This window comes from Massilia solisilvae, assembly GCF_024753215.1.
GTDB classification, from domain to species: Bacteria; Pseudomonadota; Gammaproteobacteria; order Burkholderiales; family Burkholderiaceae_D; genus Telluria; species Telluria solisilvae.
Window position 1 is genome coordinate 1,203,717 of record NZ_JANUGV010000001.1, and the last position, 25,671, is coordinate 1,229,387.

Genomic DNA, 25,671 nt, shown 5'->3' on the forward strand with positions numbered 1-25,671 from the left:
GATTACGGACGGGATCCTACCTATGCTCAGCTATCGCCACGCCTTCCACGCCGGTAACCACGCCGACGTCCTCAAGCACTTCGTGCAGGTGCAACTGCACAAGTACATGAACCAGAAGGACACGGCCTACACCTACATCGACACCCACTCGGGCGCCGGGGTGTACGCGCTCGACAGCGACTACGCTTCCAAGAACGCGGAGTACGCGACCGGCATCGGCCCGCTGTGGGACTGCCGCGACATTCCCGAGCCGCTGGCCGAGTACGTGGACCTGGTGCGCGCGATGAACCCGAGCGGCCGCCTCCGTTACTACCCGGGTTCACCCTATATTGCCGAGCAGATGGCGCGCGAGCAGGACCGTCTGCGCCTGTTCGAGCTGCATCCCACCGACAGCAAGGTGCTGGCCGAGAACTTTCGCAAGCTGGAAGCGCACAAGGCCGAGCAGGGCCAGCGCGCGCGCGGGCGCCGTGTGATGATCGAGCGCGGCGACGGTTTCCTGAGCCTGAAGGCGCTGCTGCCGCCGCCCTCGCGCCGCGCGCTGGTGCTGATCGACCCGCCGTACGAGGTGAAGGACGATTACCGCCGCGTCAAGGACGCGCTGGACGAAGCGCTCGGCCGCTTCCCGTCGGGCATCTACGCGGTCTGGTACCCGGTGCTGCAGCGCATGGAGTCGCGCCAGTTCGCCGACAAGCTCAAGCGCCTGCCGGCCAAGGAATGGCTGCACGTCACGCTCACGATTTCCACCCCCACGCCGGACGGTGTGGGCCTGCACACCAGCGGCATGTTCATCCTGAACCCGCCGTACACGCTCGAGCCGCTGCTGCGCCAGGTGATGCCTTACCTGGTGCGCGTGCTGGGCAAGGACGCCGCCGCCACCTTCCACATCGAAAAGGGCACGCAAGTGACCGGCGCGGCCGCCGCGCGCACCGGCGCCGGCCCGCGCCAGCCGGTCGGCAACGCGCGCCGCGCCAGCCCGCTGGCGGGCACCGGCAGCCTGCGCCTGCCCGGACAGTCGATGCGTGCGGACGAGGACCGGCAAAAGCCGGCCGGCGCGCAGCGCGACGGGGCGCCGGGCAATCGCCAGGCACGTCCGGCGGCACACGGCGCGCGCCAGGAGCGTCCGGCAGCGCAGGGCAGGGAAGGCCGGCCCGCCGGCCCGGCGCGTCCCAAAGGCTTGGCCGGCCCGGGCCGCGGCGGTGGGCGTCGCGGCTAAGGCACGCGATTCGATGTCGAAATGCTAAGTTTGGCGTTTTTGTAGTATATTCGGTATGGGCGCGCAGAAGACACAGGCGCCCTTGCCGCACCTTCCGGTGTCGCAACGTTTCCGGGAGTTTTTACATGCATGCCGAAGCAGTGGCAGTCTCGTCCACGCCCTCCGAAGAATTTTTCCTGGCGCGCCAGCCCATCCTTGGCCGCGACCAGCACCTTGTGGCCTTCGAGCTGCTGTTTCGCGCCGCCGGCGAGCACGACGATGCACAGATGACCAATGGCGCGGCCGCCACGGCCGCCGTGATCTCGCACGCCTCGCAGCTGGGCATGGAGCAGGTGGTGGGCGACCAGCTGGCATTCGTCAACGCCGACGAAGACGTGCTGATGAGCGACTTCGTGCGTTTCCTCCCGCCGCATAAAGTTATCCTCGAAATCCTCGAAACCGTCAAGCCAACCGAGCAGTTGCTCGCGCGCGTGGCCGAGCTCAAGCAGCTCGGCTTCAAGTTCGCGCTCGACGACGTGGTGGACCGCTCAGCCGATGTCGAGCAGCTGGTCGAGCTGGTGGACGTGGTGAAGGTGGATCTGCAGGGCATCGATCACGCGCTCCTGCCCAGGCTGGCCGCGTCGCTGCGCAGGCCGAGCAAAAAGCTGCTGGCCGAAAAGGTCGAGACGGTGGACGAGTTCAACATGTGCATGGACCTCGGCTTCGATTATTTCCAGGGCTATTATTTCGCGCGTCCGGCCATCCTGTCGGGCAAGAAGATTTCGCCGTCGGAAATGGCGATCCTGCATTTGCTGGAGCTGATCAATTCCAAGGCGGACGAGCAGGCGGTCGAGTCGGCCGTCAAGCGCGACGCCCTGATCAGCCTGAACCTGCTCAGGCTGGTGAACAGCCGTGCGGCCGGCACCGGGCGGCGAATCGAATCGGTGACCGAGGCGCTGGCGCTGCTGGGCCGCAGCCAGTTGCAGCGCTGGCTGCAGATCCTGCTCTACACCGTGCCGGGCGGCCGCGTCGAGCTCAATTCGCCGCTGCTGCAGATGGCGACCACGCGCGGCAAGCTGCTCGAGCTGATCACACAAAAAGTGCGGCCGGGGGACGCCACCAGCGCCGAGCGCGCGTTCACGGTGGGGGTGCTGTCGCTGGCCGATGCGCTGTTCGCGATTCCCATGGATGAAATCGTGACACGGGTCGAGGTGTCGGCCGACGTGCGCGCCGCGCTGCTGGAGCGCACCGGCGACTTTGGGCTGATGCTGAAGGTGGCCGAGATGCTGGAAAACGCCGAGTGCGGCAAGCTGTTGTCCGGCTTGCTGCGCAAGCTCGGCCTGACCGCCAAGGCGATGCGCGAGATCGAGCTGGCGGCGTTCGAGTGGGTGCAGGAACTGGCGTACGAGGTTCACTAGCCGGCCACAAATGCAACCGTCGTCCCGGTGCAAGCCGGGACGACGGCGCTTGGGCTGACAAGTAAAGTCTTACTGTCCCAGCAGCAAGAACACTGTCGGCTTCTTATGGAACTCCGGTCCCTTGCCGGCCGCCAGCGCCCCCTTCCATTTGGCCGCCGTCATCGTGCGCACCGATTCGCTCGGCAGCGACAGGTCGGTCGCCACGCACACCAGCGTCCCCGGCTGGCAAGCCGCCACCAGCGCCTCCAGCATCGCCGCGTTGCGATACGGCGTCTCGATGAAGAGCTGCGTTTGCCTTTCCTTGCGCGAACGCTGTTCCAGCTCGCGGATCCGCTTGGCGCGCTGCTCGGCATCCGTTGGCAGGTAGCCGTTGAAGGCAAAGCTTTGCCCGTTCAGGCCGCTGGCCATCACCGCCAGCAACAGCGATGACGGCCCCACCAGCGGGCGCACCGGCACCGCGTGCTGATGTGCCAGGCGCACCAGGTCCGCGCCCGGGTCGGCGACTGCGGGCACGCCGGCTTCCGAAACCAGGCCCGCATCGCGTCCGGCCAGCAGCGGCTCCAGCAGGGCGGCTAGCGCCTGGGCCGGCGTGTTCACGTTCAGCTCGGCGATCTGGATTTCCTGCAACGGTTTGGCGAGCGGGTGGCGCGTGCCGACCAGCTTCAGGAACGCGCGCGTGGTCTTCGCGTTTTCGCCGACGAAATAGTCCAGGCGCGCAGCAATTGCCTGCACCTGTTCGGGCAGGATGGTCGCCAAGGCGTCAGGCTCGGCCGGGCCGAGGGTGTTGGGGATCAGGTAAAGAGTTCCAGGCATATCGGCAAAGTGTGAGCCGTCGTTCCCGCGAAGGCGGGAACCCATAGGCCGCGTGAATGCGGGCTCAGCATGGGTTCCCGCCTTCGCGTGAACGACGGGGTGAGGCTAACGTTAAAGATTAAAGAAGGGCACGCCGGCGCGGCGCAGCATGCTGGTCAGCGCAATCAGCGGCAAGCCGGTGAGGGCGGTCGGGTCGCTGCTGTCGATCCGTTCCAGTAGCGCAATCCCCAGCCCTTCGTTCTTGGCGCTGCCGGCGCAGTCGTAGGGCTGCTCGATGCGCAGGTAGGCGTCCAGCTCGGCGTCGGGCAGGTCGCGAAACGCCACCACCACCTGCACGTCCTGCAGCTGCGCGGCCCGCTCCGGGTCCGCTACCCGCCCGTCCCACAGGCACAGCGCGGTGTGGAACACCACCTCGCGCCCGCGCATCTTTTGCAGCTGGGCCAGTGCCACGGCATGGCTGCCCGGCTTGCCGATCTGCTCGCCATCGAGCGTGGCGACCTGGTCCGAGCCGATGACGAGGGCGCCCGGCGCCTTGGCGGCCACCGCGCGTGCCTTCTCGCGCGCCAGCCGCAGCGCGGTGTCGGTCGGCGCCTCGCCCGCCAGCGGCGTCTCGTCGATGTCGGGCGCCACCACCTCGAACGGCAGCAACAAGCGCGACAGCAGCTCGCGCCGGTAGGCCGAGCTGGAAGCGAGGATCAGGCGCGGGACAGGGGAACTTGGTATCATCTCGGGCGCTCAAAAGAATCCATAAGAAAAACAGATAGTTAGGTTATCCCCGGAAGCAAAGCCGATGAATACTTGAGCCTGTTGCAACAGCGTTTGCGCCAGGCCTAAAAAAACCGTGTAAGTCTTTGACTCTTCGGGGATAAGCCTGTTATTATCGCAGGTTTTCCGGGTCCAATTTCTCCAATGAGCGCTTTTGTCATCGACGCCTTCGAATTTTGTCGAAACAACGGCTACCGCGAAGGCGTCACGCCAGTCGCTGAAATGACCCGGTTGGCGGCCGATTGCGCCGATCAGACTGGCGAGATTCGCTGGTCGATCCAGGGCGGCACGACGCCGCAAGGCTATCCGTCGCTCACGCTCTCGGTGGCGGGCACGGTGCAGCTGGTGTGCCAGCGCTGCCTGCAGCCGTTTGGCTACGAGATCGATTCGTCCACCGTGCTGGTGCTCGGGCGCGACGACGAAGAAGCAGACGAGATCGAAGAGTTGCTCGCTGACGAGCGCATCGACGTGATTGTCGGCAGCAACTGCTGCGACATCCGCGACCTGCTGGAAGACGAGGCCCTGCTGGCCCTGCCGCAGTCGCCCAAGCACGAGGTGTGCCCGGATACCAGCCTGCTGGACTCCGTCAAGTCCGAGAAGGTTTCGCCGTTCGCCGGCCTGAAGAACCTGAAATCCGAATAAGCGGTACTGAGCAAGCAGTACAAGAACAAGCAGTAAGTCAAGAACGTGTCAAACGCGTGCAGTAGTCGAGTACGTCTAGCAGTAAGTGAGTAGGGCAGCGTTTTAAACGTGATTCGGCAGAAATTGCCGATGGGATACTCGATGCGCATGTATTTGCAAGTCGAATGTGTTAGAATTTTAGAACTTATGTATTAGGAGTCATCATGGCAGTTCAGCAGAATAAGAAATCCCCGTCCAAGCGCGGCATGCACCGTTCGCACGATTTCCTCGTGGCGCCGAACCTGGCTGTCGAGCCGACCACTGGTGAAACGCACCTGCGTCACCACATCAGCCCGAACGGTTTCTACCGTGGCCGTAAAGTCCTCAAGACCAAGAACGACGAGTAATCGACGTTTGTCGTAACATGAAAGCGGTGCAACGTACCTGGTTGGCGTGGCGCCGCTTTTTCTTTGTCTTCGGCTGCAATCCAAGCTTGCACACCGTCATTTTGAATACCGCCGACCCTGGCTGGCCACGAGCCATGCGCAGGTCGCTTTGCGCCGTCCGCTCTGTTTGAACTGCGGCACGACCCCGACAAATGACAATTAAAATTTCCATCGACTGCATGGGAGGCGATCACGGCCCCGCAGTCACGATCCCGGCAGCCATTTCCTTCCTCAAGCAGGAAGCGGAAGCGGAACTCATTCTCGTCGGCCGCGAAGACGAGCTTCGCGCCGAACTCAAGAAACAACATGCCGACAGCCACCCGCGCCTGTCGGTGAAAAACGCCACCGAAGTGGTGGCGATGGACGACCCGATCGAAGTGGCGCTGCGCCGCAAGAAGGATTCGTCGATGCGCGTGGCCATCGAGCTGGTCAAGGATGGCAGCGCCAACGCCTGCGTCTCGGCCGGCAACACCGGCGCCCTGATGGCCGTCTCGCGCTACGTGCTCAAGACCATGGCCGACGTCGATCGTCCCGCCATCTGCTCGATCCTGCCCAACGAAAAGGGCAAGCCCACCTACATGCTCGACCTTGGCGCCAACGTCGATTGCGAGCCGCACCACCTGCACCAGTTCGCGATCATGGGCTCGGTGCTGTGCTCGGCCATGGAGGGCATCGGCAAGCCGACCATCGGCCTGCTCAACGTGGGCACCGAGGACATCAAGGGTAACGAAGTGGTCAAGGCCACCGCCACCCTGCTGCGTGCCGATCACGAGCGCGGCGCGCTCAATTTCTATGGCAACATCGAAGGCAACGACATCTTCAAGGGCACGACCGACGTCGTGGTCTGCGACGGTTTCGTGGGCAACGTCACGCTCAAGGCGATCGAGGGTCTGGCGCATTTCTTCAAGTCCGCCTTCCGCGACAACCTGCTGTCGATGATCGGCGCGCTGATCGCCTACAAGTCGCTCAAGAAGCTCAATCCGAAGAGCTACAACGGCGCGGGCCTGCTGGGCCTGAAGGGCCTGGTGTTCAAGAGCCACGGCGGCGCCGATGCCTACGGCTTCGAATGGGCGATCCGGCGCGCCTTCGATGCCGCCAAATACAACGTGCAAGAGCAGCTCTCGACGATGATCGCCGAGCTGATGCCCAAGTCCACCCCTGCCGAAGCGCCCGGCGCAACCATCAAGCAGAGTTCAGTATGACCGTGTACAGCAAAATCATCGGCACCGGCAGCTACCTGCCGGCAAGGCGTGTGACCAACCACGACCTGGCCGCGCAACTGGCCGCCAAGGGCATCGAGACCTCGGACGAGTGGATCGTCACGCGCAGCGGCATCTCCGCGCGCCACTACGCCGAGCCGGGGCAGAACGCCTCCGATCTGGCGGTCGAAGCGGCCAGGAAGGCGCTCGACATGGCCGGCAAGAGCCCGGCCGACATTGACCTGGTGATTGTCGCCAGCTCCACCCCCGACTTCCTCGGCAGCTTCCCTAGCACCGCCTGCATCGTGCAGAAAAAGCTCGGCATGACCGGCGGCGCGGCATTCGACGTGCAGGCCGTGTGCAGCGGCTTCGTGTACGCGGTGTCGGTGGCCGACGCTTTCATCAAGTCGGGCGCGCACAAGAACGTGCTGGTGATCGGCGCCGAGGTGTTTTCGCGCATCCTCGATTTCGCCGACCGCACCACCTGCGTGCTGTTCGGCGACGGCGCCGGCGCCGTGGTGATGACCGCATCAAGCGAGCCGGGCATCCTGGCCACCAAGCTGCACGCGGACGGCAGCCACGCGGACATCCTGTCGGTGCCGGGCAACCTGGCCGACGGCGCGCTGGCGGGCAGCGGCTACCTGTACATGGATGGCCAGGCCGTGTTCAAGCTGGCCGTCAAGGTGCTGGAAGAAGTGGCGACCGAAGCGCTGGCGGCGGCGCAGATGCAGCCGTCGGACATCGACTGGCTGATCCCGCACCAGGCCAATATCCGCATCATGAAGGGCACCGCGAAAAAGCTGAAGCTGCCGGAAGAAAAGATGGTGGTGACCGTCGATCAGCACGGCAACACCTCGGCCGCCTCGATCCCGCTGGCGCTGGACCAGGCGGTGCGCGACGGCCGCGTCAAGCCGGGCCAGAACGTGCTGATGGAAGGCGTGGGCGGCGGCTTCACCTGGGGCGCGATCCTCGCGCGCATGTGAGGCGCGGCAACCGCATCTGATCGCGTAGGGTGGGCGGGTCTCCCGCCCACGCGTTCAACCCGGGGCGTGCGTCGCCGCCCTGCCAGCCAATGTTGAACGCGTGGGCAGAAAACCTGCCCACCCTACGATAAAAACACTGAAAGAGATAACGATGACCAAATTCGCATTCCTCTTCACCGGGCAGGGCGCCCAAGCCGTCGGCATGCTGAACGGCTTTGCCGGCAACAAGGTCGTGGCCGACACCGTGGCCGAGGCCTCCGACGCGCTGGGCATGGACATCGGCAAGCTGATCGCCGAAGGCCCGAAGGAAGAGCTGGACCTGACCACCAACACCCAGCCGGTGATGCTGACCGCAGCCGTGGCCGTCTACCGCGCGTGGATCGCCGCGGGCGGCAAGGCGCCGTCCGTCGTGGCCGGCCACAGCCTGGGCGAATATTCGGCGCTGGTGGCCGCCGGCGTGATCCCGTTCAAGGATGCGGTGCCGCTGGTGCGCTTCCGCGCCCAGTCGATGCAGGAAGCGGTGCCGGTCGGGCAGGGCGGCATGGCCGTGGTCCTGGGCCTGCAAGCGGACGACGTGCGCGCCGTGTGCCTGGAAGCCCAGGCCGCCGTGCCGGGTGAAGTGGTGGAGGCGGTGAACTTCAACGAGCCGACCCAGATCGTGATCGCCGGCCACACCGCCGCCGTCGAGAAGGCCTGCGAGATCGCCAAGGCCAAGGGCGCCAAGCGCGCGATGAAGCTGGCCGTGTCCGCACCGTTCCACTCGTCGCTGCTCAAACCCGCATCGGACCGCCTGCGCGACTACATGTCCAGGCTCAGCTTCGGCGCGCCGCAGATCGACGTGATCAACAACGTGGACGTGGCCGTGTATAGCGACCCCGAGCAGATCAAGGACGCGCTGGTGCGCCAGGCCGCGGGCGCCGTGCGCTGGGTCGAGACCATGCAGAAGATGGCCGCCAGCGGCGTGACCCAGGTGGTCGAGTGCGCTCCGTCCAAGACGCTGATCGGCATGGCCAAGCGCATCGACCCGGTGCTGGCCGGCGAAGCGCTGATGGATCAGGAATCGCTGGAACGCGTGTTGAGTGCTCTCAACCAGGCCTGAGGGGCCGCTGTAGTATCGTGACCGTCGTTTAAGAAAGAGGACATCAATGAACCTGGAAAACCAAATCGCCCTCGTCACCGGCGCTTCGCGCGGCATCGGCAAGGCCATCGCCCTCGAGCTGGCCCGCCAGGGCGCCAAAGTGGTCGGCACCGCCACCACCGAGTCGGGCGCGGAGGCGATTACCGGCTACCTGGCCGAATTCGGCGGCAAGGGCGTGGTGCTGAACGTCACCAACGCCGAGCAGTGCGGGGCGGTGATCGACGACGTGGCCAAGACCTTTGGCGCCGTCACCATCCTGGTCAACAACGCCGGCATCACCAAGGACCAGCTGGCCATGCGCATGAAGGACGAGGAGTGGGACGACGTGATCGCCACCAACCTGACCGCGGTGGGCCGCCTGTCGCGCGCGGTGCTGCGCGGGATGATGAAGGCCAAGCATGGGCGTATCATTAACATTACCTCGGTGGTCGGCGCGGCCGGCAATCCGGGCCAGATGAACTACGCTGCCGCCAAGGCGGGCGTGGCCGGCATGAGCCGTGCCCTGGCCCGCGAAATCGGCAGCCGCAACATCACGGTCAACTGCGTCGCGCCGGGTTTCATCGACACCGACATGACCAAGGCATTGGGCGAAGGCCAGCACGAGGCGCTGCTCACGCAGATCCCGCTGGGCCGCCTGGGCGCGCCGGAAGACATCGCGCATGCGGTCGCCTTCCTGGCCGGCCCGCAGGCTGCCTATATCACGGGTACGACCCTGCACGTGAACGGCGGCATGTACATGAACTGATGCAAACGCGTGCCGGTTCGGGCATGGTGCCTGGTACGAACCGGCGGGCGTATGGCAGAGTTCCCGTCTTTTAGCAGTAATTGCGGCCGAATTCGCCGCAGACGTTGAAAATAGTTTTTCGGCGCGCAAACCTGATAAAATGCGCGCACTTTCCGCAACACATACCTAAATGGAGCCATAACATGTCGGATATCGAACAACGCGTTAAAAAAATCGTCGCTGAGCAACTGGGCGTTGCCGAAGCAGACATCAAAATCGACTCTTCGTTCGTTGACGATCTCGGCGCAGATTCCCTCGATACCGTTGAACTGGTGATGGCACTGGAAGACGAGTTCGAAATGGAAATCCCGGACGAGCAGGCCGAGAAGATCACCACCGTGCGTCAAGCCATCGAGTACGCACAAGCGCACGTCAAGGCCTAAGCTGTCCAGTTTCCAGGAGAATCGCTTGAGTTCACGCAACCGTCGTGTCGTCGTGACCGGCCTGGGCTGCGTTTCCCCGATCGGCAACACCATTGCCGATGCGTGGAGTGCAGCACTCGCAGGCAAGTCGGGCATCGCGAATATCACCAAGTTCGATGCGACCCCGTTCTCGACCCGCTTCGCCGGCGAGGTGAAGAACTTCAACGTCGAGGACTACCTGCCTGGCAAGGAAGGCCGCCACATGGATACGTTTATCCATTTTGGCATGGCCGCCGGCATCCAGGCACTGGCCGACAGCGGCATTGAAGTCACCGACGCCAACGCTGACCGCATCGGTGTCATCGTCGGTTCCGGCATCGGCGGCCTGCCGATGATCGAAGCCACCAAGGAAGAGTACGACAGCCGCGGCCCGCGCCGCATCTCGCCGTTCTTCGTGCCGGCCTCGATCATCAACATGATCTCGGGCGACCTCTCGATCAAGTTCGGCCTGCGCGGCCCGAACCTGGCGATCGTCACCGCCTGCACCACCGGCCTGCACTGCATCGGCGCGGCGGCCCGCCTGATCGAGTACGGCGATGCCGACGTGATGATCGCCGGCGGCGCCGAATCGACCGTCTCGCCGCTGGGCCTGGGCGGCTTCGCCTCGGCGCGCGCACTGTCCTCCCGTAACGACGAGCCGGCAACGGCATCGCGTCCGTGGGACAGCGACCGCGACGGCTTCGTGCTGGGCGAAGGCGCCGGTGTGATGGTGCTCGAAGAGTACGAACACGCCAAGGCGCGCGGCGCCAAGATCTACGCCGAGGTGATCGGCTTCGGCATGAGCGCTGACGCCAACCACATCACCGCGCCGGTGGAAGATGGCAGCGGCGCGTCGCGCTGCATGGTGTCGGCCCTGAACTATGCCGGCATCAACCGCGACCAGGTCAACTACATCAACGCGCACGGCACCTCGACGCCGGCAGGCGACCTGGCCGAAGTGCAGGGCATCAAGCGCACCTTCGGCGACCACGCCAAGCGCCTGGTGGTCAACTCGACCAAGTCGATGACCGGCCACCTGCTGGGCGGCGCCGGCGGCCTCGAGTCGGTGTTCACCGTGCTGGCGATCCACAACCAGGTGTCGCCGCCGACGATCAACATCTTCAACCAGGACCCCGCTTGCGACCTGGACTTCTGCGCCAACCAGGCGCGCGAGATGAAGATCGACTACGCAGTCAAGAACTCGTTCGGCTTCGGCGGTACCAACGGTACCCTGGTGTTCGCAAAGGTCTGAGTTTTCTGAACCTTCCCAGCCCGCCCTTGTCAAAAAGGGTGGGCTGATCCGCCTGGCTGTGGCCGGCGCTTCTTAATTTTTCCCTCAGTACGTTTCCTCATGTCGATTGCGGCATCCGCCATCGTCGTGCCCTCGCGCCGCCTGCGTGCGCTCGTCGCGCTCTATGGCTTGTGCAACGCGGCGGCCGCGCTTGCCGTGGGCGGCGTGCTGCCCGAACGCTTTGCGCTGGCGCCCCTGTCCGCGCTGTTTTTCCTGGTCGCAGCGGCATGCTTGCTGCATACCGCGGCGCGGCACGGAAAGACGCACCGGATTGATGTATCTGGACTCGGACAGCTACGCCTGACGGTACAACAGGACGTGGACGCGCAGGATGCGGGCAGCGCGCCGGCGGCAAGCAACGTCGCGCTGGTGGCCGGTTCGACGGTATGGCCGCAGCTGATGCTGTTGCTGCTGCGCGCGGACGACGGTGCGCTCACGGTGCTGCCGGTCCTGCGCGACAGTGTTGCGCCGCAGCAGTTTCGCGCGCTCGCGGTGGCGCTGCGCGCTGCTGCCGGCCGCCACGGCCAAACGCCGGCGCCGGAGGCCGGCGCGCCGTACCGCCCACATGCAGGGGAACACAAAATACTTTGAACTTATTGCAGCGGGCCAACTCTTAAGCAACAGGGGGCGCCGCTGCAGCCAATGGGGCATGGTCAGTGACGACAGAACGCGAGTGTGATCAATTGCTGGTCGAACGCGTCCAGGCCGGCGACCGGCAGGCGTTCGACCTGCTGGTGGCCAAGTATCAGCGCAGGCTGATGCGGCTCGTGTCGCGCCTCGTGCACGACCCGGCCGAAGCGGAAGACGTGGTGCAGGAAACCTTCATCAAGGCGTTCCGGGCACTGCGGCACTTCCGTGGCGATTCGGCGTTTTATACATGGCTGTACAGGATTGGAATCAACACGGCAAAAAATTTTCTCGTCACACAGGGCAGGCGCGCACCCACCTCGACCGAGGCCGATGCCGAGCGCGCCGAAGCGTTTGACGATGCGGACAGCTTGCGGGACATAAATACGCCGGAGTCGGTGTTGGCCAGCAAGCAAATCGCTTATACGGTCAATGCCGCGATGGAAGCCTTGCCGCTCGAACTGAGAACGGCAATCGTCCTTCGCGAAATTGAAGGATTAAGCTACGAGGAAATCTCCGAAGTGATGGCCTGTCCCATAGGCACCGTGCGCAGCAGGATCTTCCGGGCACGCGAAGTCATCGCCGAGAAATTGAAGCCCTTGCTCGATTTCCCGGTTGACAAACGTCGGTAGGTAGCGATGATCTTAAGTAAGACCAGGTGATGTTTTGATCACTTACCTACGTGATGGATAAGATGGAAACCAACAAAAAAATCCGTGAGCACATCTCCGCCCTTTGTGACGGCGAACTACCGACAGGCGACCTCGAGCTGGCATTTGCCGGCCTGCATACGGCTGACGGCCATCACGCATGGGAAGTTTACCACCGAATCGGCGACGTGTTGAGGTCGCAGGGCGCGCAAGACCTGTCGCCGGGCTTCACCGAACGCCTGAATGCGCGCCTCGCGGCCGAGCCGCTGCCGTCGCGCCGCCGGGCCGAGGCCGTGGCCGAAGTCGAGCCCAAGCCGGCGGTGGCCGTCGCCTCGCGGCCCTGAGTGCGGCGCCTGCCGTCCAGCCCACGCCTCCCGTAGGGTGGGCAGGTTTCCTGCCCACGCGTTCAGGCAACATTTGCGCTACCCGAACGCGTGGGCAGAATCTGCCCACCCTACAAGCCCCGCCAACTGGTCCCACGGCCGCGACACGGCACAGCGATTTCGCTTACCATAACGTCAATCCCCCCACCCGATCGATTGATCCTATGACAAGCAAAACTCGTAGCATGGTCCTGTCGGCGTGCCTGCTTGCGGCCGCCGGCGCCTGGTTCGCGCCGCACGCCGGCGCCGCCGCCCCGGTCACCGCGCCCGCCGTGACGGGGCTGCCCGATTTCGCCGACCTGGTCGAGCACGTCGGCCCGGCCGTGGTCAACATCCGCACCACCGAGCGCATCCGCCTGGGTCAGGGGCAGGGCGACGAGGAAATGCAGGAATTCCTGCGCCGCTTCTTCGGCCAGAACGCACCGCGCGGGCGCCGTGGCGGCCAGCAGGAAGAGATCCAGCGCGGCGTCGGCTCCGGCTTCATCATCTCCCAGGACGGCTACGTGCTGACCAATGCGCACGTGGTCGAGGGCGCGGACGAGGTGACCGTCACGCTGACCGACCGCCGCGAGTTCAAGGCCAAGGTGCTCGGCACCGACATGCGCTCGGACGTCGGCCTGCTCAAGGTGGAAGCGAGCAACCTGCCGACGCTGCGCATCGGCGACTCGAACAAGATCCGGGTCGGCGAATGGGTGATCGCGATCGGCTCGCCGTTCAACCTCGAGAACACGGTCACGGCCGGCATCATCTCGGCCAAGGCGCGCGACACCGGCGAATACCTGCCGCTGATCCAGAGCGACGTGGCGGTCAACCCGGGCAACTCGGGCGGCCCGCTCATCAACATGCGCGGCGAAGTCATCGGCATCAACTCGCAGATCGCGACCCTGTCCGGTGGCTACAACGGCATCTCGTTCGCGGTGCCAATCCAGGAAGTGATGCGCGTGGCCGACCAGCTCAAGAAGACCGGCCACGTCACGCGCGGGCGCTTGGGCGTGCAGATCAGCGAAGTGACGCGCGACGTGGCGCAGGCGCTGGGCCTGGAGAAGGCGCGCGGCGCCGAGGTGGCCATGGTCGAGCCGGGCGGCCCGGCAGAGAAGGCCGGCATCAAGGTCGGCGACATCATCCTGCGCTTTAACGGCCAGCCGATCGAGACCACGCGCGACCTGCCGCGCCTGGTGGGCGCATCCAAGGTCGGCAGCCGCGCCACCGTCACGCTGTGGCGGCGCGGCCAGCAGATGGAGGTGCCGGTCACGATCGTCGAGCTGCAGGACGAAAAGCCGGGCGGCAAGCCGCAGCAGAAAAAAGCGCCGGCCGAGACCAACGCGCTGGGCTTGCACGTGACCGACCTGTCGCCGGCGCAGCGGCGCGAGCTCAAGTCCGACACCGGCGTGCTGGTCGAGGCCGCCGAGGGCAGGGCGGCAACGGCGGGCATCCTGCCGGGCGACGTGATCCTGCAGCTGGACAATGTCGAGATCAAGAGCGCGAGCCAGTTCAACGGCATCGTGGCCAAGCTCGACCCGAAGAAGGCGGTGGCAGTGCTGGTGCGGCGCGAAGACGTGACCCAGTACCTGGTCATCAAGTCGCGCCAATGACGGCCCGCTTCACGCTTTACTCGCGCAGCTGGTGCCACCTGTGCGAGGACATGCTGGCGGCCCTGCAGCGGCTGGCCCCGCCGGGCCAGCCGTTCGCCGTGGAGGTGGTGGACGTGGACGCCGACCCGGCGCTGGTGGCGCGCTTCGACGAGCTGGTGCCGGTGCTGTACGGGCGCCTGGACGAGCCGGAGCTGTGCCACTACTTCCTCGACGAGGCGGCGGTGCGGGCCTACCTGGAGCGCGCGCAAGCGTCCAGCGCCGCCTGAGCCCATCCGCGACCCTGGCACGTCGTCCCCGCAAAGGCGGGGACCCGTAGACCGACAGCCCGACCGCAAAGACAGCAGTACCCGACCGCGTCGTCGCGAAAGCAGCCAGCTCCGCCTGAACACACCCGCGACCTTGCGACGGCGTCCCGCAAAGGCGGGGACCCATAGACCGCCTGCCCGGTCGCACACCCTGCAGCAACCAGTACCACGTCGTCCCGGCGAAAGCCGGGACCCATGCTGAGCGTCCTCAGCCCGGCCCTCTTTCAAGCCCCGGGCGAACCGAAGTCAGCTTGGGTCCCCGCCTCCGCGGGGACGACGTTTTAGCGTTATCGATAGAATCGCAGCCGACTGCGCTCAGGCTCAGCATGGGTCCCGACTTTCGTCGGGACGACGGCGGAACGGAGCGAGCATAGTACCGTCCACGCTTGAATTTCCCCTAAAAACAGCCATTTTCCCAGCCTGGGGCACCGGGAAACCCGGCTTTCTGCCCTGAAATCCGGTAAAATGTCTGGTCCGGAAAAGCTTCTGACCACAGCACATCAGCTTCCCGCGTTTGATAAGGCGCTCGCCAGGGGATTGCCAATCCCTCAACGGAGCGCTTTTTTCGTATTGCGGGCAACAATGCGCGGCCAGGAATGCCGCCCCCAATTGGTTTTGAGTTAGTTAATGAACAACATACGTAACTTTTCCATCATCGCCCACATCGATCACGGTAAATCGACGCTGGCCGACCGCATCATCCAGATCTGCGGCGGCCTGTCGGACCGTGAAATGGACGAGCAGGTGCTCGACTCGATGGACCTGGAGCGCGAGCGCGGCATCACCATCAAGGCCCAGACCGCCGCGCTGCAGTACAAGGCGCGCGATGGCCAGACCTACAACCTGAACCTGATCGACACCCCGGGCCACGTGGACTTCAGCTACGAAGTGTCGCGCTCGCTGTCGGCGTGCGAAGGCGCGCTGCTGGTGGTGGACGCGAGCCAGGGCGTGGAAGCGCAGACCGTGGCCAACTGCTACACGGCGCTGGACCTGGGCGTGGAAGTGATCCCGGTCCTGAACAAGATCGACCTGCCGCACGCCGACCCCGACAACGCCAAGAAGGAAATCGAGGACGTGATCGGCATCGACGCCTCCGACGCCACCGTGTGCTCGGCCAAGACCGGCCTGGGCGTGGAGGACGTGCTCGAAGCGCTGATCGCCAAGGTGCCGCCGCCCAAGGGCAACGCGGCCGACCCGCTGCAGGCGCTGATCATCGACTCGTGGTACGACAGCTATGTCGGCGTCGTCATGCTGGTGCGCGTGGTCAACGGCACCCTGCGGCCGAAGGACAAGATCCTGTTGATGTCGACCGGCTCCCAGCAACTGGTCGAGCAGGTCGGCGTGTTCAGCCCGCGCTCGGTGCAGTTGCCCGAGCTGTCGGCGGGGCAGGTGGGCTTCGTCATCGCCGGCATCAAGGAGCTGCACGCCGCGCGCGTGGGCGACACCATTACGCTGGCGCAAAAGCCGGCTGCCGCCCCGCTGCCAGGCTTCAAGGAAGTGCAGCCGCAGGTGTTCGCCGGCCTGTTCCCGGTCGAGGCCAACCAGTACGACGCGCTGCGCGACTCGCTCGAAAAGCTCAAGCTCAACGACGCGGCGCTGATGTACGAGCCGGAAGTGTCGCAGGCGCTCGGCTTCGGCTTCCGCTGCGGCTTCCTGGGCTTGCTCCACATGGAAATCGTGCAGGAACGCCTGGAGCGCGAATTCGACATGGACCTGATCACCACGGCCCCGACCGTGGTGTACGAGGTGCAAATGCGTGACGGTACCGAGATCAAGGTGGACAACCCGTCCAAGATGCCGGAACCGTCGAAAATCGCCGAAGTGCGCGAGCCGATCGTGAACGTGAACCTGTACATGCCGCAGGAATATGTCGGTTCGGTCATGACGCTGTGTAACTCCAAGCGCGGCGTGCAGATGGACATGAGCTACCACGGCCGCCAGGTCAAGCTGCGCTACGAAATCCCGATGGCCGAGATCGTGCTCGACTTCTTCGACCGGCTGAAGTCCACCTCGCGCGGCTACGCCTCGATGGACTACGAGTTCAAGGAATACCGTGCCGCCGACGTGGTCAAGGTCGACATGCTGATCAACGGCGACAAGGTGGACGCGCTGGCGATCATCGTGCACCGCGCCAACGCCGCATTCCGCGGGCGCCAGGTGGCGGCCAAGATGCGCGAGCTGATCCCGCGCCAGATGTTCGACGTGGCCATCCAGGCCGCGATCGGCGCGACCATCATCTCGCGCGAGAACGTCAAGGCGATGCGCAAGAACGTGCTGGCCAAGTGCTACGGCGGCGACATCACCCGTAAGAAGAAACTGCTCGAGAAACAGAAAGCCGGTAAGAAGCGCATGAAGCAAGTGGGCTCGGTGGAGATCCCGCAAGAAGCCTTCCTGGCCATCCTCCAAGTGGAAGAAAAATGAACCTGCAACCCATCCTTGGGAACTTTGCCCTGATCCTGTTCGTCGCAATGGTGGTCACCGGCGTGATCTGGTGCCTGGACGTGTTCTACCTGGCCAGGAAGCGCCGCGCCGCCGCCAACGCCGCACTGGCGGCCTATGACGCCCGCAACGCCAAGGCGACCGCCGACGGCATCAAGCTCGACAACGGCAACCGCGCCGCGATCGAGGCCGCCCTGCTGCGCCAGCCCACCTGGATCGAGTACTCGGGCAGCTTCTTCCCGGTGATCGCGCTGGTGTTCGTGCTGCGCTCGTTCCTGTGGGAGCCGTTCAAGATCCCGTCGTCGTCGATGGTGCCGACCCTGCTGGTGGGCGACCTGATCCTGGTGAACAAGTACGCCTACGGTATCCGCCTGCCGATCATCAACAAGAAGATCATCCAAGTGGGCAACCCGCAGCGCGGCGACGTGATGGTGTTCAAGTACCCGAAGGATCCGAGCCAGGACTACATCAAGCGCGTGATCGGCGTTCCGGGTGATAAAATCACCTACGAAAACAAGCGCCTGACGGTCAACGGCAAGCCGGTGGACTACCGCCCGATGGACGATTACCTCGACGACGAGCGTCCGGTGTACCACAAGCAATACATGGAAATGTTGCCGGGCGCGCAACACCGTATCCTGACCATGGAAGGACGGCGTACCCTCGACCTTGGCTCGGTGGACAATTTCCCGCATCGTGAAAATTGCGACTATTCGTACGACAAATTTACCTGTATCGTACCGGAGGGCAATTATTTTATGATGGGGGATAACCGGGACAACTCTGCCGACAGCCGTTACTGGGGCTTCGTGCCTGACCAGAACATCGTCGGCAAAGCGATCGCGATCTGGATGAACTTCAGCAATCCGAAGCGCATCGGCGGTATCCACTAAGTCGACGGGGGAAGGGCACATGCAAGGACATAAGCAGTATTTCATCAACGCGGAACGCGGGGTTTCTCTGTCGGGCCTGATTTTCTTGCTCGCGGTGCTGGGCGTGGCCGCCGTGTTCGCCCTGAAGCTTGTGCCAACCTACATGGAATACCGCACCATCCAGGACGCGATCGTCAAGGCCAAGGCCACCGGCGGCAGCGTGGCCGAGATGCAGCGCACCTTCGACAAGAATGCGGAGATCAACAACGTCAGCGCCATCAGCGGCCATGACCTGGTGATCACCAAGGACGGCGGCGAGCCGGAAATCAGCTTCGCCTACGAAAAGCGGGTGCCGCTGGCGGGCAACGTGAGCCTGGTCATCAACTATGCCGGCACCACCGACAAGAGCGGCGTCGTGGCCGCCCAGGCCGCCGCCAGTGCCAACTGATCGTGGGCGCGGCAAGGAAGTAAACCAACGATGAATCTTCAGTTATTGCAAACACGCCTAGGCTACACGTTCCAGGATGCTGGCCTGTTACAGCAAGCCCTGACGCACCGTAGCCACAGCAGTTTGCATAACGAACGGCTGGAATTCCTTGGCGACTCGATCCTGAACTGCGTGGTCGCCTCGGTGCTGTACGAACGCTTCAACACCCTGGACGAAGGCGACCTGTCGCGCCTGCGCGCCAACCTGGTCAAGCAACAGTCGCTGTACGAGATCGCGCAAAAGCTCGAACTGTCGCAGTTTCTGCGTCTGGGCGAGGGCGAGCTCAAGTCGGGCGGATTCCGCCGCCCGTCGATCCTGGCAGACACCCTGGAAGCGCTGCTGGGCGCGATCTTCCTCGACGCGGGCTTCAACGCCGCGCGCGATGTGATACGCGCCTTCTACATCCCGATCCTGGAAACGGTCGATCCGCGCACGCTGGGCAAGGACGCCAAGACCCTGCTGCAGGAGTTTTTGCAGAGCAAGAAGATTTCGCTGCCGACCTACAACGTGGTGGCCACCCACGGCGCCGCGCACAGCCAGGAATTCGAGATCGAGTGCCTGGTGCCCAAGCTTGGCATCCAGGTGTTCGGCCGTGGCGGCAGCCGCCGCGCCGGCGAGCAGGCCGCGGCCCGGCTGGCGCTGGAGGCGGCCGAACAGGCGCTGGTGAAGACGCCGTCCGCCACCCGCAAATCGCGCCCGCGCGCGGCACAGCTTAAACTGGCGGGTATTGCGACCATCCAGCCCGATGCGCCGCCCGTCGCCGAGCCTGCCAGCGCGCCCACGCCGCAGGGCGGCGACACCGAGAATACTGGCGCCAGGCCGGCCACCGACACCAAGCCCGCGTCCGGCGACGCCAAGGCGCAAAAACAAGCAGGAAGCAAGTCAGCATGAACGACGGCAGCACCCATTCGGATTTTCGTTGCGGTTACATCGCGATCGTCGGCCGTCCCAACGTCGGCAAGTCGACGCTGATGAACGTGCTGATCGGCGCCAAGGTGTCGATCACCTCGCGCAAGGCGCAGACCACGCGCCACCGCATCACCGGCATCCAGACGACGGACGACGCGCAGTACATCTACGTCGATACGCCGGGCTTTCAGACGCGCCACGCCAATGCGCTGAACAAGACGCTCAACAAGACCGTGTCGAACACGCTGACCGCGGCCGACGTGGTGCTGTTCCTGGTCGAAGCCGGCACCTTTGGCGCCGCCGACCAGCAGGTGATCGACCTGCTGCCCAAGAACGTGCCGGTGGTGCTGGTCATCAACAAGGCCGACCGCATGAAGGACAAGGCCCAGTTGATGCCGTTCACGCAAAAGATCGCGGCGCTGCACCACTTTGCCGCCGTGGTCCCGGTGTCGGCCAAGTTGCGGTTCCAGGTCGATGCGCTGGAGAAGGAAATTCGCACCTGGCTGCCGCGTAACGAGCCGATCTTTGGCCCGGACGACATCACCGACCGCAGCGAGAAGTTCCTCGCCGCCGAGATCGTGCGCGAGAAGGTGTTTCGCCTGTGCGGCGACGAGCTGCCCTACACCAGCACGGTGCTGATCGAAAAATTCGAGCAGGAAGGCAACCTGCGGCGCATCTTCGCCGCCATCCTGGTCGAGCGCGACAGCCACAAGGCGATGATCATCGGCGCCAAGGGCGCGCGCCTGAAGGAAATCTCGACGGCCTCGCGGCTGGATATGGAAAAACTGTTCGGCGGACCGGTGTACCTGGAAATCTGGGTCAAGGTCAAATCCGGCTGGGCCGACAACGAAGCGGGCCTGCGCGCCTACGGCTACGAGTAAGCGCAGGGGGCCGACCCACGCGCATGTCCATCCTCGACGCCGACCTTCACCCCACCGAGCCTGCCGCAACGCCAGCGCCGGCGAAAAAGCGCAGCCGTGCGCCCGCGCGCGACAACCGCGTGGCCGGCCAGCCGTCCTTCGTACTGCACAGTTATCCGTACAAGGAAACCAGCCTCATCATCGACCTGTTCACCCGTGACCACGGCCGCATCGCGGTGGTGGCCAAGGGCGCCAAGCGGCCCATGTCGCGGCTGCGCGGCGTGCTGCAGACCTTCCAGCCCCTGTCGAGCTCGTGGAGCGGCAAGTCCGAACTGCGCACGCTGATCGACGCCGAATGGGTCGGCGGCATGCTGCCGCTGGAAAAGACCGCGTTGCTGTGCGGCTTTTACCTGAACGAACTGCTGGTCAAGCTGCTCGCACGCGACGACCCGCATCCGGCCTTGTTCGATCATTACGTGGCGACGCTGAACGAGCTGGCGCACGGCGAGCCGGCGCAAATCGTCTTGCGAAAGTTCGAACGGGCCTTACTTAAGGAAACGGGCGTGGCCGCGGACCTGTCGCGCTCCACCACCACGCGCACGCTGGTCGACCCAGGTGCAGAATATGTGGTGGACCCGGAAAAGGGCGCGCGCGAAGCGACCCCTGGCGACAGCTGGCCGGTGGTTTCCGGCAAGACCCTGCGCGACATGGAAAGCGACGACTACGCGGACCCGGCCACGCAGGCGCAGAGCAAACAACTGATGCGCTTTTTGCTGGCGTATCACCTGGGCGGCGCGCCGCTGAATACGCGCCAGATATTGATTGACCTAATGCAGCTATAAGAAAACCACCATGAGCTTCCTGCACCCTGCCGGTTCCGTCATCGACCTGGGCGTGAACATCGACCACATTGCCACCGTGCGCAACGCGCGCGGCACCGTCTATCCCGACCCGCTGCGCGCGGCCCTCCTGGCCGAGCAGGCCGGCGCCGACCTGATCACGCTGCACCTGCGCGAAGACCGGCGCCACATCAAGGATGCCGACGTGCTCGCGATCCGCCCGGAGCTCACCACGCGCATGAACCTGGAAGCGGCGGTCACGCCCGAGATGATCGACTTTGCCTGCCGCGTCAAGCCGGCCGACGTGTGCCTGGTGCCGGAACGGCGCGAGGAAGTGACCACCGAAGGCGGGCTGGATGTGCTGCGCTACTACAAACAGGTCGAGGCCGCGGTCAGGCAGCTGGCGGGCGAGGGCATTCGCGTTTCGCTCTTCATCGACGCCGACGACCGGCAGATCGAGGCGGCGGCCGCGGTGGGCGCACCGGTGATCGAGCTGCACACCGGCCGCTACGCCGACGCCGAAGGCGACGCGGTCGCCACGGAACTGGAGCGCATCCGTCTGGGCGTGCAGGCGGGCGTCAAGCGCGGCCTGCGCGTGAATGCGGGCCACGGCCTGCACTACACCAACGTGCAGCCGATCGCCGCGATCCAGGAAATCCACGAGCTGAACATCGGCCACGCAATCGTCGCGCAGGCGCTGTTCACCGGCTGGGAACATGCGGTGCGCGAAATGAAGGCCATCATGGTGGACGCGCGCCTGGGCGTGTCGCTGGACTAAAGCGATGATCTACGGGATTGGCACCGACATCGTCCAGATCTCGCGCGTGCAGGCGGCGCTTGCCCGCAGCGGCGAGCGCTTCGCCGAAAAGATCCTGGGCCCGGACGAGCTGGTGAAGTACCATGCGCGCCGCGCCAAGAACGAAACGCGCGGCCTGCGCTTTCTGGCCACGCGCTTCTCGGCCAAGGAAGCGTTCTCCAAGGCGATCGGCCTTGGCATGCGCATGCCCATGACCTGGCGCAGTGCGCAGATGCTCAACGCACCGAGCGGCAAGCCGGTCATCGTCTGCAGCGGCGCGCTCGAAGAATTCATGCGCCAGAACCGATTGACGGCCCAGGTCTCGATCAGCGACGAAGCCGACTATGGTGTCGCCTTCGTGATCGTCACCCAAGAACCGTAGGGTGGGCAGATTTCTGCCCACGCGTTCAACCGGCTTGAGAACAGCCGTAAAATCGTAGGGTGGACTCTCGAGCCCACGCGTCCAACCGGCAGGTGCAAGCCCCCAGCAATCAAAGCAAGATGAACGACGTATTGGAAAGCCCAGACGCGCAACCCGACGCGCGTGCCCAGGTACTGGCCACGGTCGCCAAACTGCCCGACCTGCCGGGCGTGTACCGCTATTTCGACGCCAACGACGCGGTCCTGTACGTCGGCAAGGCGCGCAACCTGAAAAAGCGCGTCTCGAGCTACTTCCAGAAGAACCTGTCCAGCCCGCGCATTGCGATGATGGTCGAGAAGATCGCGCGGCTCGAGACCACGGTGACCAACAGCGAGGCCGAAGCGCTGATCCTGGAAAACAACCTGATCAAGACGTTAAAGCCCCGCTACAACATCCTGTTCAGGGACGACAAGTCCTACCCCTACCTGAAGATCACGGGCGGCGACGTGCCGCGCATGGCCTACTACCGCGGCGCACTGGACAAGAAAAACCAGTACTTCGGCCCGTTCCCGAGCGCGTGGGCAGTGAAGGAGTCGATGCAGATCCTGCAGAAGGTCTTCATGATCCGCACCTGCGAGGACAGCGTTTACTCGAACCGCACGCGCCCCTGCCTGCTGCACCAGATCGGGCGTTGCAGCGCACCCTGCGTGGGCGCCATCACCTCAGACGAATACAAGATCGACGTGGACAACGCCGCCAAGTTCCTGCGCGGGCGCCAGTCCGAGGTGCTGGAAGACCTGGAAAAGAAGATGCACGGCTACGCCGCTGAACTGAAGTTCGAGCAGGCGGCATCGGTGCGCAACCAGATCCAGTCGCTCTCGCGCGTGCTGCACCAGCAGGCGATGGAGACCACCGGCGACGCCGACGTGGACGTGATCGCGGTGGTGGTGCAGGGCGGACGCGCCTGCGTGAACCTGGCGATGGTACGCGGCGGCCGACACCTGGGCGACCGCGCCTACTTCCCGACCCAAGTGGGCGAGGCGCTGGGCGAGGTGCCGATCGAGGTCGAGGTGCTGGCCGCCTTCATGGCGCAGCACTATGCCGACAAGTTCATCCCCAACACGCTGATCCTGAATATCGAGTTCGACCAGCCCGAGCTGATGATGGCGCTGACCGAGCAATGCGGCCACCGCATCAACCTGATCTTCCAGCCGCAGGGGCAGCGCCGCCAGTGGCTGGAACTGGCGCAGAAGGGCGCCGAGATCGCGCTGGCGCGGCTCTTGTCCGAGCAAGGCTCGCAGCAGGCGCGCACGCGCGCGCTGGCCGAGGTGCTGGGGCTCGACATGGAGGATCTCGACAGCATCCGCATTGAATGCTTCGACATCAGTCACACCGCGGGTGAAGCGACGCAGGCATCGTGCGTGGTGTTCCATCATCACCAGATGCAGAACGGCGAATACCGGCGCTTCAACATCAACGGCATCACGCCGGGCGACGACTTCGCGGCGATGCGCCAGGTGCTCACGCGTCGCTATGAAAAGGTGGCGGCGGGCGAGGGCGTGATGCCGGACGTGGTGCTCGTGGACGGCGGCAAGGGCCAGGTCGAGATGGCGCGCCAGGTATTCGAAGAGCTGGGGCTGGACATCGGCCTGATCGTGGGCGTGGCCAAGGGCGAGGGCCGGCGCGTGGGCCTGGAGACGCTGATCTTCGCCGACGGCCGCGCTCCGCAGGAACTGGGCAAGGAATCGGCGGCGCTGATGCTGGTGGCGCTGATCCGCGACGAAGCGCACCGCTTCGCCATCACCGGCATGCGCGCCAAGCGCGCCAAGGCGCGCCAGGCGTCGCGCTTGGAGGAGATCGAAGGCATCGGCGCCAAACGCCGCCAGAAGCTGCTGGCGCGCTTTGGCGGCCTGCGTGGCGTGATCGACGCCAGCATCGAGGACCTGATGTCGGTGGAAGGCATCAGCAGCACGCTGGCCGAAGAAATCTACCGCCAGCTGCACTGACCAGGCTCGCGTCCCTGGTCTTCCCGCGCAGGCCGTCGTCCCGGCGCAAGCCGGACCCATGCCGATTGTGCGGCACCGGCACACCGTGTCTCTTCGCACACGGTCTATGGATCGCGGCCTGCGCCGGGATGACAGCGCATCCAGCGCGAACCCAACTGGTTTAAATGGCAATAGCAAGGTAGACTATCGCCGCATCGAACATACAGATAACCCTGCCGCGCCCCTATGCCTTTCAACATCCCGATCCTCCTGACCTGGTTACGCGTTGCACTCATTCCGCTCGTGGTCGGGGTGTACTACCTGCCGGCGAGCTGGCTGCCGCAAGCGGACCGCGACCTGGCGGCCACCCTGGTCTTCATCGTGGCCGCCATCACCGACTGGTTCGACGGCTTCCTGGCGCGGCGCTGGAACGAGACCTCGGCCTTCGGCGCCTTCCTCGATCCGGTGGCGGACAAGCTGATGGTGGCCGGCGCCTTGCTGGTGCTGGTGCAGCTCGATCGCGTCAACGCGGTGCTGGCCTTCATCATCATCGGCCGCGAGATCACCATCTCGGCGCTGCGCGAGTGGATGGCCGAAATCGGCGCGCGCAAATCGGTCGCGGTCAGCTCGCTGGGCAAGATCAAGACCGCCGCGCAGATGGTCGCGATCCCGATGCTGCTGTTCCATGGCGAGGTGCTCGGCTTCGTCGATACCAGGCTGTGGGGCGACGTGCTGCTGTGGATTGCGGGCGTGCTGACGGTGTGGTCGATGTTCTACTATCTGCGCCGCGCGTGGCCGCTGATGAAAGAGAAATCGGGCGCCGTTTGAGATTTGTTTCGAGGCATCCTTGACACACAGGATAGAACCTCTATAATGCCTGCCTGTTGCGAACGAAGCAGCACAGCAAGAAAGACGAAGCGGGAGTAGCTCAGTTGGTAGAGCGCAACCTTGCCAAGGTTGAGGTCGACGGTTCGAGACCGTTCTCCCGCTCCAACAAACTTGCAGTGCAGTTCGTTTGAAACGGTTGTCGCAGAAGGTTGGATTTTCTGAGATAATCGCTGCTCCGAGATGCGGGAATAGCTCAGTTGGTAGAGCGCAACCTTGCCAAGGTTGAGGTCGACGGTTCGAGACCGTTTTCCCGCTCCAAACCCTCGGTCGCAGTAGCAGTAACTTGTTGCACCAATGCGGGAATAGCTCAGTTGGTAGAGCGCAACCTTGCCAAGGTTGAGGTCGACGGTTCGAGACCGTTTTCCCGCTCCAGGATCCCAAGGGAAGCCCCGGCTTCCCTTTTTGTTGATATAGCCCATAGCCGGGCCTGTCAGCAGGACTTACGATCAAGTCTGGCGAGGTAGCAAAGAGGTTATGCAGCGGCCTGCAAAGCCGTCTAGACGGGTTCGATTCCCGTCCTCGCCTCCAGATTCTCCTATACGGGCCCCTTTGGGGCCCGTTATCGTTTTGGGTTCGCGACCTCACGGAAAATGGGGCGACCTGACACCCACCGTTGACATCGGACGG

Annotated in this window: 27 protein-coding genes and 4 tRNA genes; 29 read left to right on the forward strand and 2 right to left on the reverse strand. The window is 64.4% G+C overall.

The window, feature by feature from the left end; translation table 11 throughout:
* Positions 1 to 22 precede the first annotated feature (22 nt).
* Positions 23 to 1,213, forward strand: coding sequence for a 23S rRNA (adenine(2030)-N(6))-methyltransferase RlmJ (locus NX773_RS05415; RefSeq protein ID WP_258855307.1), 1,191 nt, complete (start codon positions 23 to 25; stop codon positions 1,211 to 1,213).
* 125 nt (positions 1,214 to 1,338) lie between these two features.
* On the forward strand, positions 1,339 to 2,610 hold the full coding sequence (locus NX773_RS05420; protein ID WP_258855308.1) for an EAL and HDOD domain-containing protein: 1,272 nt from the start codon (positions 1,339 to 1,341) through the stop codon (positions 2,608 to 2,610).
* A 69-nt stretch (positions 2,611 to 2,679) separates the two neighbouring features.
* Here the strand turns inward: NX773_RS05420 and NX773_RS05425 are convergent, their stop codons facing one another.
* The gene (locus tag NX773_RS05425) at positions 2,680 to 3,423 is read right to left on the reverse strand and encodes an SAM-dependent methyltransferase (protein WP_258855309.1); all 744 of its coding nucleotides are present in this window, start codon (positions 3,421 to 3,423) and stop codon (positions 2,680 to 2,682) included.
* Between the two features lie 111 nt (positions 3,424 to 3,534).
* Positions 3,535 to 4,149, reverse strand: a complete 615-nt coding sequence (locus NX773_RS05430) for a Maf family nucleotide pyrophosphatase (RefSeq protein ID WP_258855310.1) — start codon at positions 4,147 to 4,149, stop codon at positions 3,535 to 3,537.
* 183 nt (positions 4,150 to 4,332) lie between these two features.
* On the opposite strand from NX773_RS05430, the gene NX773_RS05435 reads away from it, so the two are divergent.
* The 27 genes from NX773_RS05435 to NX773_RS05565 all read left to right on the forward strand — a co-directional run bounded on the left by NX773_RS05435 (position 4,333) and on the right by NX773_RS05565 (position 25,572).
* A complete protein-coding gene (locus NX773_RS05435) occupies positions 4,333 to 4,830 on the forward strand; it encodes a YceD family protein (RefSeq protein ID WP_258855311.1) in 498 nt (165 codons plus the stop codon).
* Between the two features lie 203 nt (positions 4,831 to 5,033).
* Positions 5,034 to 5,216 (forward strand): 50S ribosomal protein L32, encoded by a 183-nt coding sequence (rpmF, locus tag NX773_RS05440; RefSeq protein WP_028104096.1) that lies wholly within the window; start codon positions 5,034 to 5,036, stop codon positions 5,214 to 5,216.
* A 191-nt stretch (positions 5,217 to 5,407) separates the two neighbouring features.
* Positions 5,408 to 6,457: a phosphate acyltransferase PlsX gene (gene plsX / locus NX773_RS05445; RefSeq protein WP_258855312.1), complete on the forward strand. Its 1,050-nt coding sequence runs from the start codon at positions 5,408 to 5,410 to the stop codon at positions 6,455 to 6,457.
* Positions 6,454 to 7,437 (forward strand): beta-ketoacyl-ACP synthase III, encoded by a 984-nt coding sequence (locus NX773_RS05450; protein WP_258855313.1) that lies wholly within the window; start codon positions 6,454 to 6,456, stop codon positions 7,435 to 7,437. Before plsX ends, NX773_RS05450 begins: the two co-directional genes overlap by 4 nt.
* Positions 7,438 to 7,588: 151 nt before the next feature.
* Positions 7,589 to 8,536 (forward strand): ACP S-malonyltransferase, encoded by a 948-nt coding sequence (gene fabD / locus NX773_RS05455; protein WP_258855314.1) that lies wholly within the window; start codon positions 7,589 to 7,591, stop codon positions 8,534 to 8,536.
* 46 nt (positions 8,537 to 8,582) lie between these two features.
* Positions 8,583 to 9,320 carry a 3-oxoacyl-ACP reductase FabG gene (fabG, locus tag NX773_RS05460; protein ID WP_258855315.1) on the forward strand — a complete coding sequence of 246 codons (738 nt, stop codon included), beginning with the start codon at positions 8,583 to 8,585 and terminating at the stop codon, positions 9,318 to 9,320.
* A 182-nt stretch (positions 9,321 to 9,502) separates the two neighbouring features.
* Positions 9,503 to 9,742, forward strand: a complete 240-nt coding sequence (gene acpP / locus NX773_RS05465) for an acyl carrier protein (RefSeq protein ID WP_036168404.1) — start codon at positions 9,503 to 9,505, stop codon at positions 9,740 to 9,742.
* A 25-nt stretch (positions 9,743 to 9,767) separates the two neighbouring features.
* Positions 9,768 to 11,012: a beta-ketoacyl-ACP synthase II gene (gene fabF / locus NX773_RS05470; protein ID WP_258855316.1), complete on the forward strand. Its 1,245-nt coding sequence runs from the start codon at positions 9,768 to 9,770 to the stop codon at positions 11,010 to 11,012.
* A gap of 99 nt (positions 11,013 to 11,111) precedes the next feature.
* Positions 11,112 to 11,642, forward strand: a complete 531-nt coding sequence (locus tag NX773_RS05475) for a protein YgfX (RefSeq protein WP_258855317.1) — start codon at positions 11,112 to 11,114, stop codon at positions 11,640 to 11,642.
* Between the two features lie 65 nt (positions 11,643 to 11,707).
* Positions 11,708 to 12,310, forward strand: a complete 603-nt coding sequence (gene rpoE, locus NX773_RS05480; RefSeq protein ID WP_258809917.1) for an RNA polymerase sigma factor RpoE — start codon at positions 11,708 to 11,710, stop codon at positions 12,308 to 12,310.
* 62 nt (positions 12,311 to 12,372) lie between these two features.
* The gene (locus NX773_RS05485) at positions 12,373 to 12,672 is read left to right on the forward strand and encodes a sigma-E factor negative regulatory protein (protein WP_258855318.1); all 300 of its coding nucleotides are present in this window, start codon (positions 12,373 to 12,375) and stop codon (positions 12,670 to 12,672) included.
* A 203-nt stretch (positions 12,673 to 12,875) separates the two neighbouring features.
* Positions 12,876 to 14,303 carry a DegQ family serine endoprotease gene (locus NX773_RS05490; RefSeq protein ID WP_258855319.1) on the forward strand — a complete coding sequence of 476 codons (1,428 nt, stop codon included), beginning with the start codon at positions 12,876 to 12,878 and terminating at the stop codon, positions 14,301 to 14,303.
* The gene (locus NX773_RS05495; RefSeq protein WP_258855320.1) at positions 14,300 to 14,569 is read left to right on the forward strand and encodes a glutaredoxin family protein; all 270 of its coding nucleotides are present in this window, start codon (positions 14,300 to 14,302) and stop codon (positions 14,567 to 14,569) included. Before NX773_RS05490 ends, NX773_RS05495 begins: the two co-directional genes overlap by 4 nt.
* Before the next feature lie 666 nt (positions 14,570 to 15,235).
* Positions 15,236 to 17,029: a translation elongation factor 4 gene (gene lepA / locus NX773_RS05500; RefSeq protein WP_258855321.1), complete on the forward strand. Its 1,794-nt coding sequence runs from the start codon at positions 15,236 to 15,238 to the stop codon at positions 17,027 to 17,029.
* Positions 17,026 to 17,940 (forward strand): signal peptidase I, encoded by a 915-nt coding sequence (lepB, locus tag NX773_RS05505; protein WP_258855322.1) that lies wholly within the window; start codon positions 17,026 to 17,028, stop codon positions 17,938 to 17,940. Before lepA ends, lepB begins: the two co-directional genes overlap by 4 nt.
* Positions 17,941 to 17,959: 19 nt before the next feature.
* Positions 17,960 to 18,367: a DUF4845 domain-containing protein gene (locus NX773_RS05510; RefSeq protein WP_258855323.1), complete on the forward strand. Its 408-nt coding sequence runs from the start codon at positions 17,960 to 17,962 to the stop codon at positions 18,365 to 18,367.
* A gap of 30 nt (positions 18,368 to 18,397) precedes the next feature.
* On the forward strand, positions 18,398 to 19,297 hold the full coding sequence (rnc, locus tag NX773_RS05515) for a ribonuclease III (protein ID WP_258855324.1): 900 nt from the start codon (positions 18,398 to 18,400) through the stop codon (positions 19,295 to 19,297).
* On the forward strand, positions 19,294 to 20,196 hold the full coding sequence (gene era, locus NX773_RS05520) for a GTPase Era (RefSeq protein ID WP_258855325.1): 903 nt from the start codon (positions 19,294 to 19,296) through the stop codon (positions 20,194 to 20,196). Before rnc ends, era begins: the two co-directional genes overlap by 4 nt.
* 23 nt (positions 20,197 to 20,219) lie before the next feature.
* Positions 20,220 to 21,017 (forward strand): DNA repair protein RecO, encoded by a 798-nt coding sequence (recO, locus tag NX773_RS05525; RefSeq protein WP_258855326.1) that lies wholly within the window; start codon positions 20,220 to 20,222, stop codon positions 21,015 to 21,017.
* Between the two features lie 10 nt (positions 21,018 to 21,027).
* A complete protein-coding gene (gene pdxJ, locus NX773_RS05530) occupies positions 21,028 to 21,792 on the forward strand; it encodes a pyridoxine 5'-phosphate synthase (RefSeq protein WP_258855327.1) in 765 nt (254 codons plus the stop codon).
* Between the two features lie 4 nt (positions 21,793 to 21,796).
* Positions 21,797 to 22,192, forward strand: a complete 396-nt coding sequence (gene acpS, locus NX773_RS05535) for a holo-ACP synthase (RefSeq protein ID WP_258855328.1) — start codon at positions 21,797 to 21,799, stop codon at positions 22,190 to 22,192.
* Between the two features lie 119 nt (positions 22,193 to 22,311).
* Positions 22,312 to 24,177, forward strand: coding sequence for an excinuclease ABC subunit UvrC (gene uvrC / locus NX773_RS05540; RefSeq protein ID WP_258855329.1), 1,866 nt, complete (start codon positions 22,312 to 22,314; stop codon positions 24,175 to 24,177).
* 225 nt (positions 24,178 to 24,402) lie between these two features.
* Positions 24,403 to 24,984 carry a CDP-diacylglycerol--glycerol-3-phosphate 3-phosphatidyltransferase gene (pgsA, locus tag NX773_RS05545; protein WP_258820563.1) on the forward strand — a complete coding sequence of 194 codons (582 nt, stop codon included), beginning with the start codon at positions 24,403 to 24,405 and terminating at the stop codon, positions 24,982 to 24,984.
* An 89-nt stretch (positions 24,985 to 25,073) separates the two neighbouring features.
* Positions 25,074 to 25,149: transfer RNA gene (locus NX773_RS05550), tRNA-Gly, on the forward strand.
* Between the two features lie 77 nt (positions 25,150 to 25,226).
* Positions 25,227 to 25,302: transfer RNA gene (locus NX773_RS05555), tRNA-Gly, on the forward strand.
* A gap of 38 nt (positions 25,303 to 25,340) precedes the next feature.
* A tRNA-Gly gene (locus NX773_RS05560) sits at positions 25,341 to 25,416 on the forward strand.
* An 82-nt stretch (positions 25,417 to 25,498) separates the two neighbouring features.
* Positions 25,499 to 25,572, forward strand: a tRNA-Cys gene (locus NX773_RS05565).
* The last annotated feature ends 99 nt before the right edge of the window (positions 25,573 to 25,671 follow it).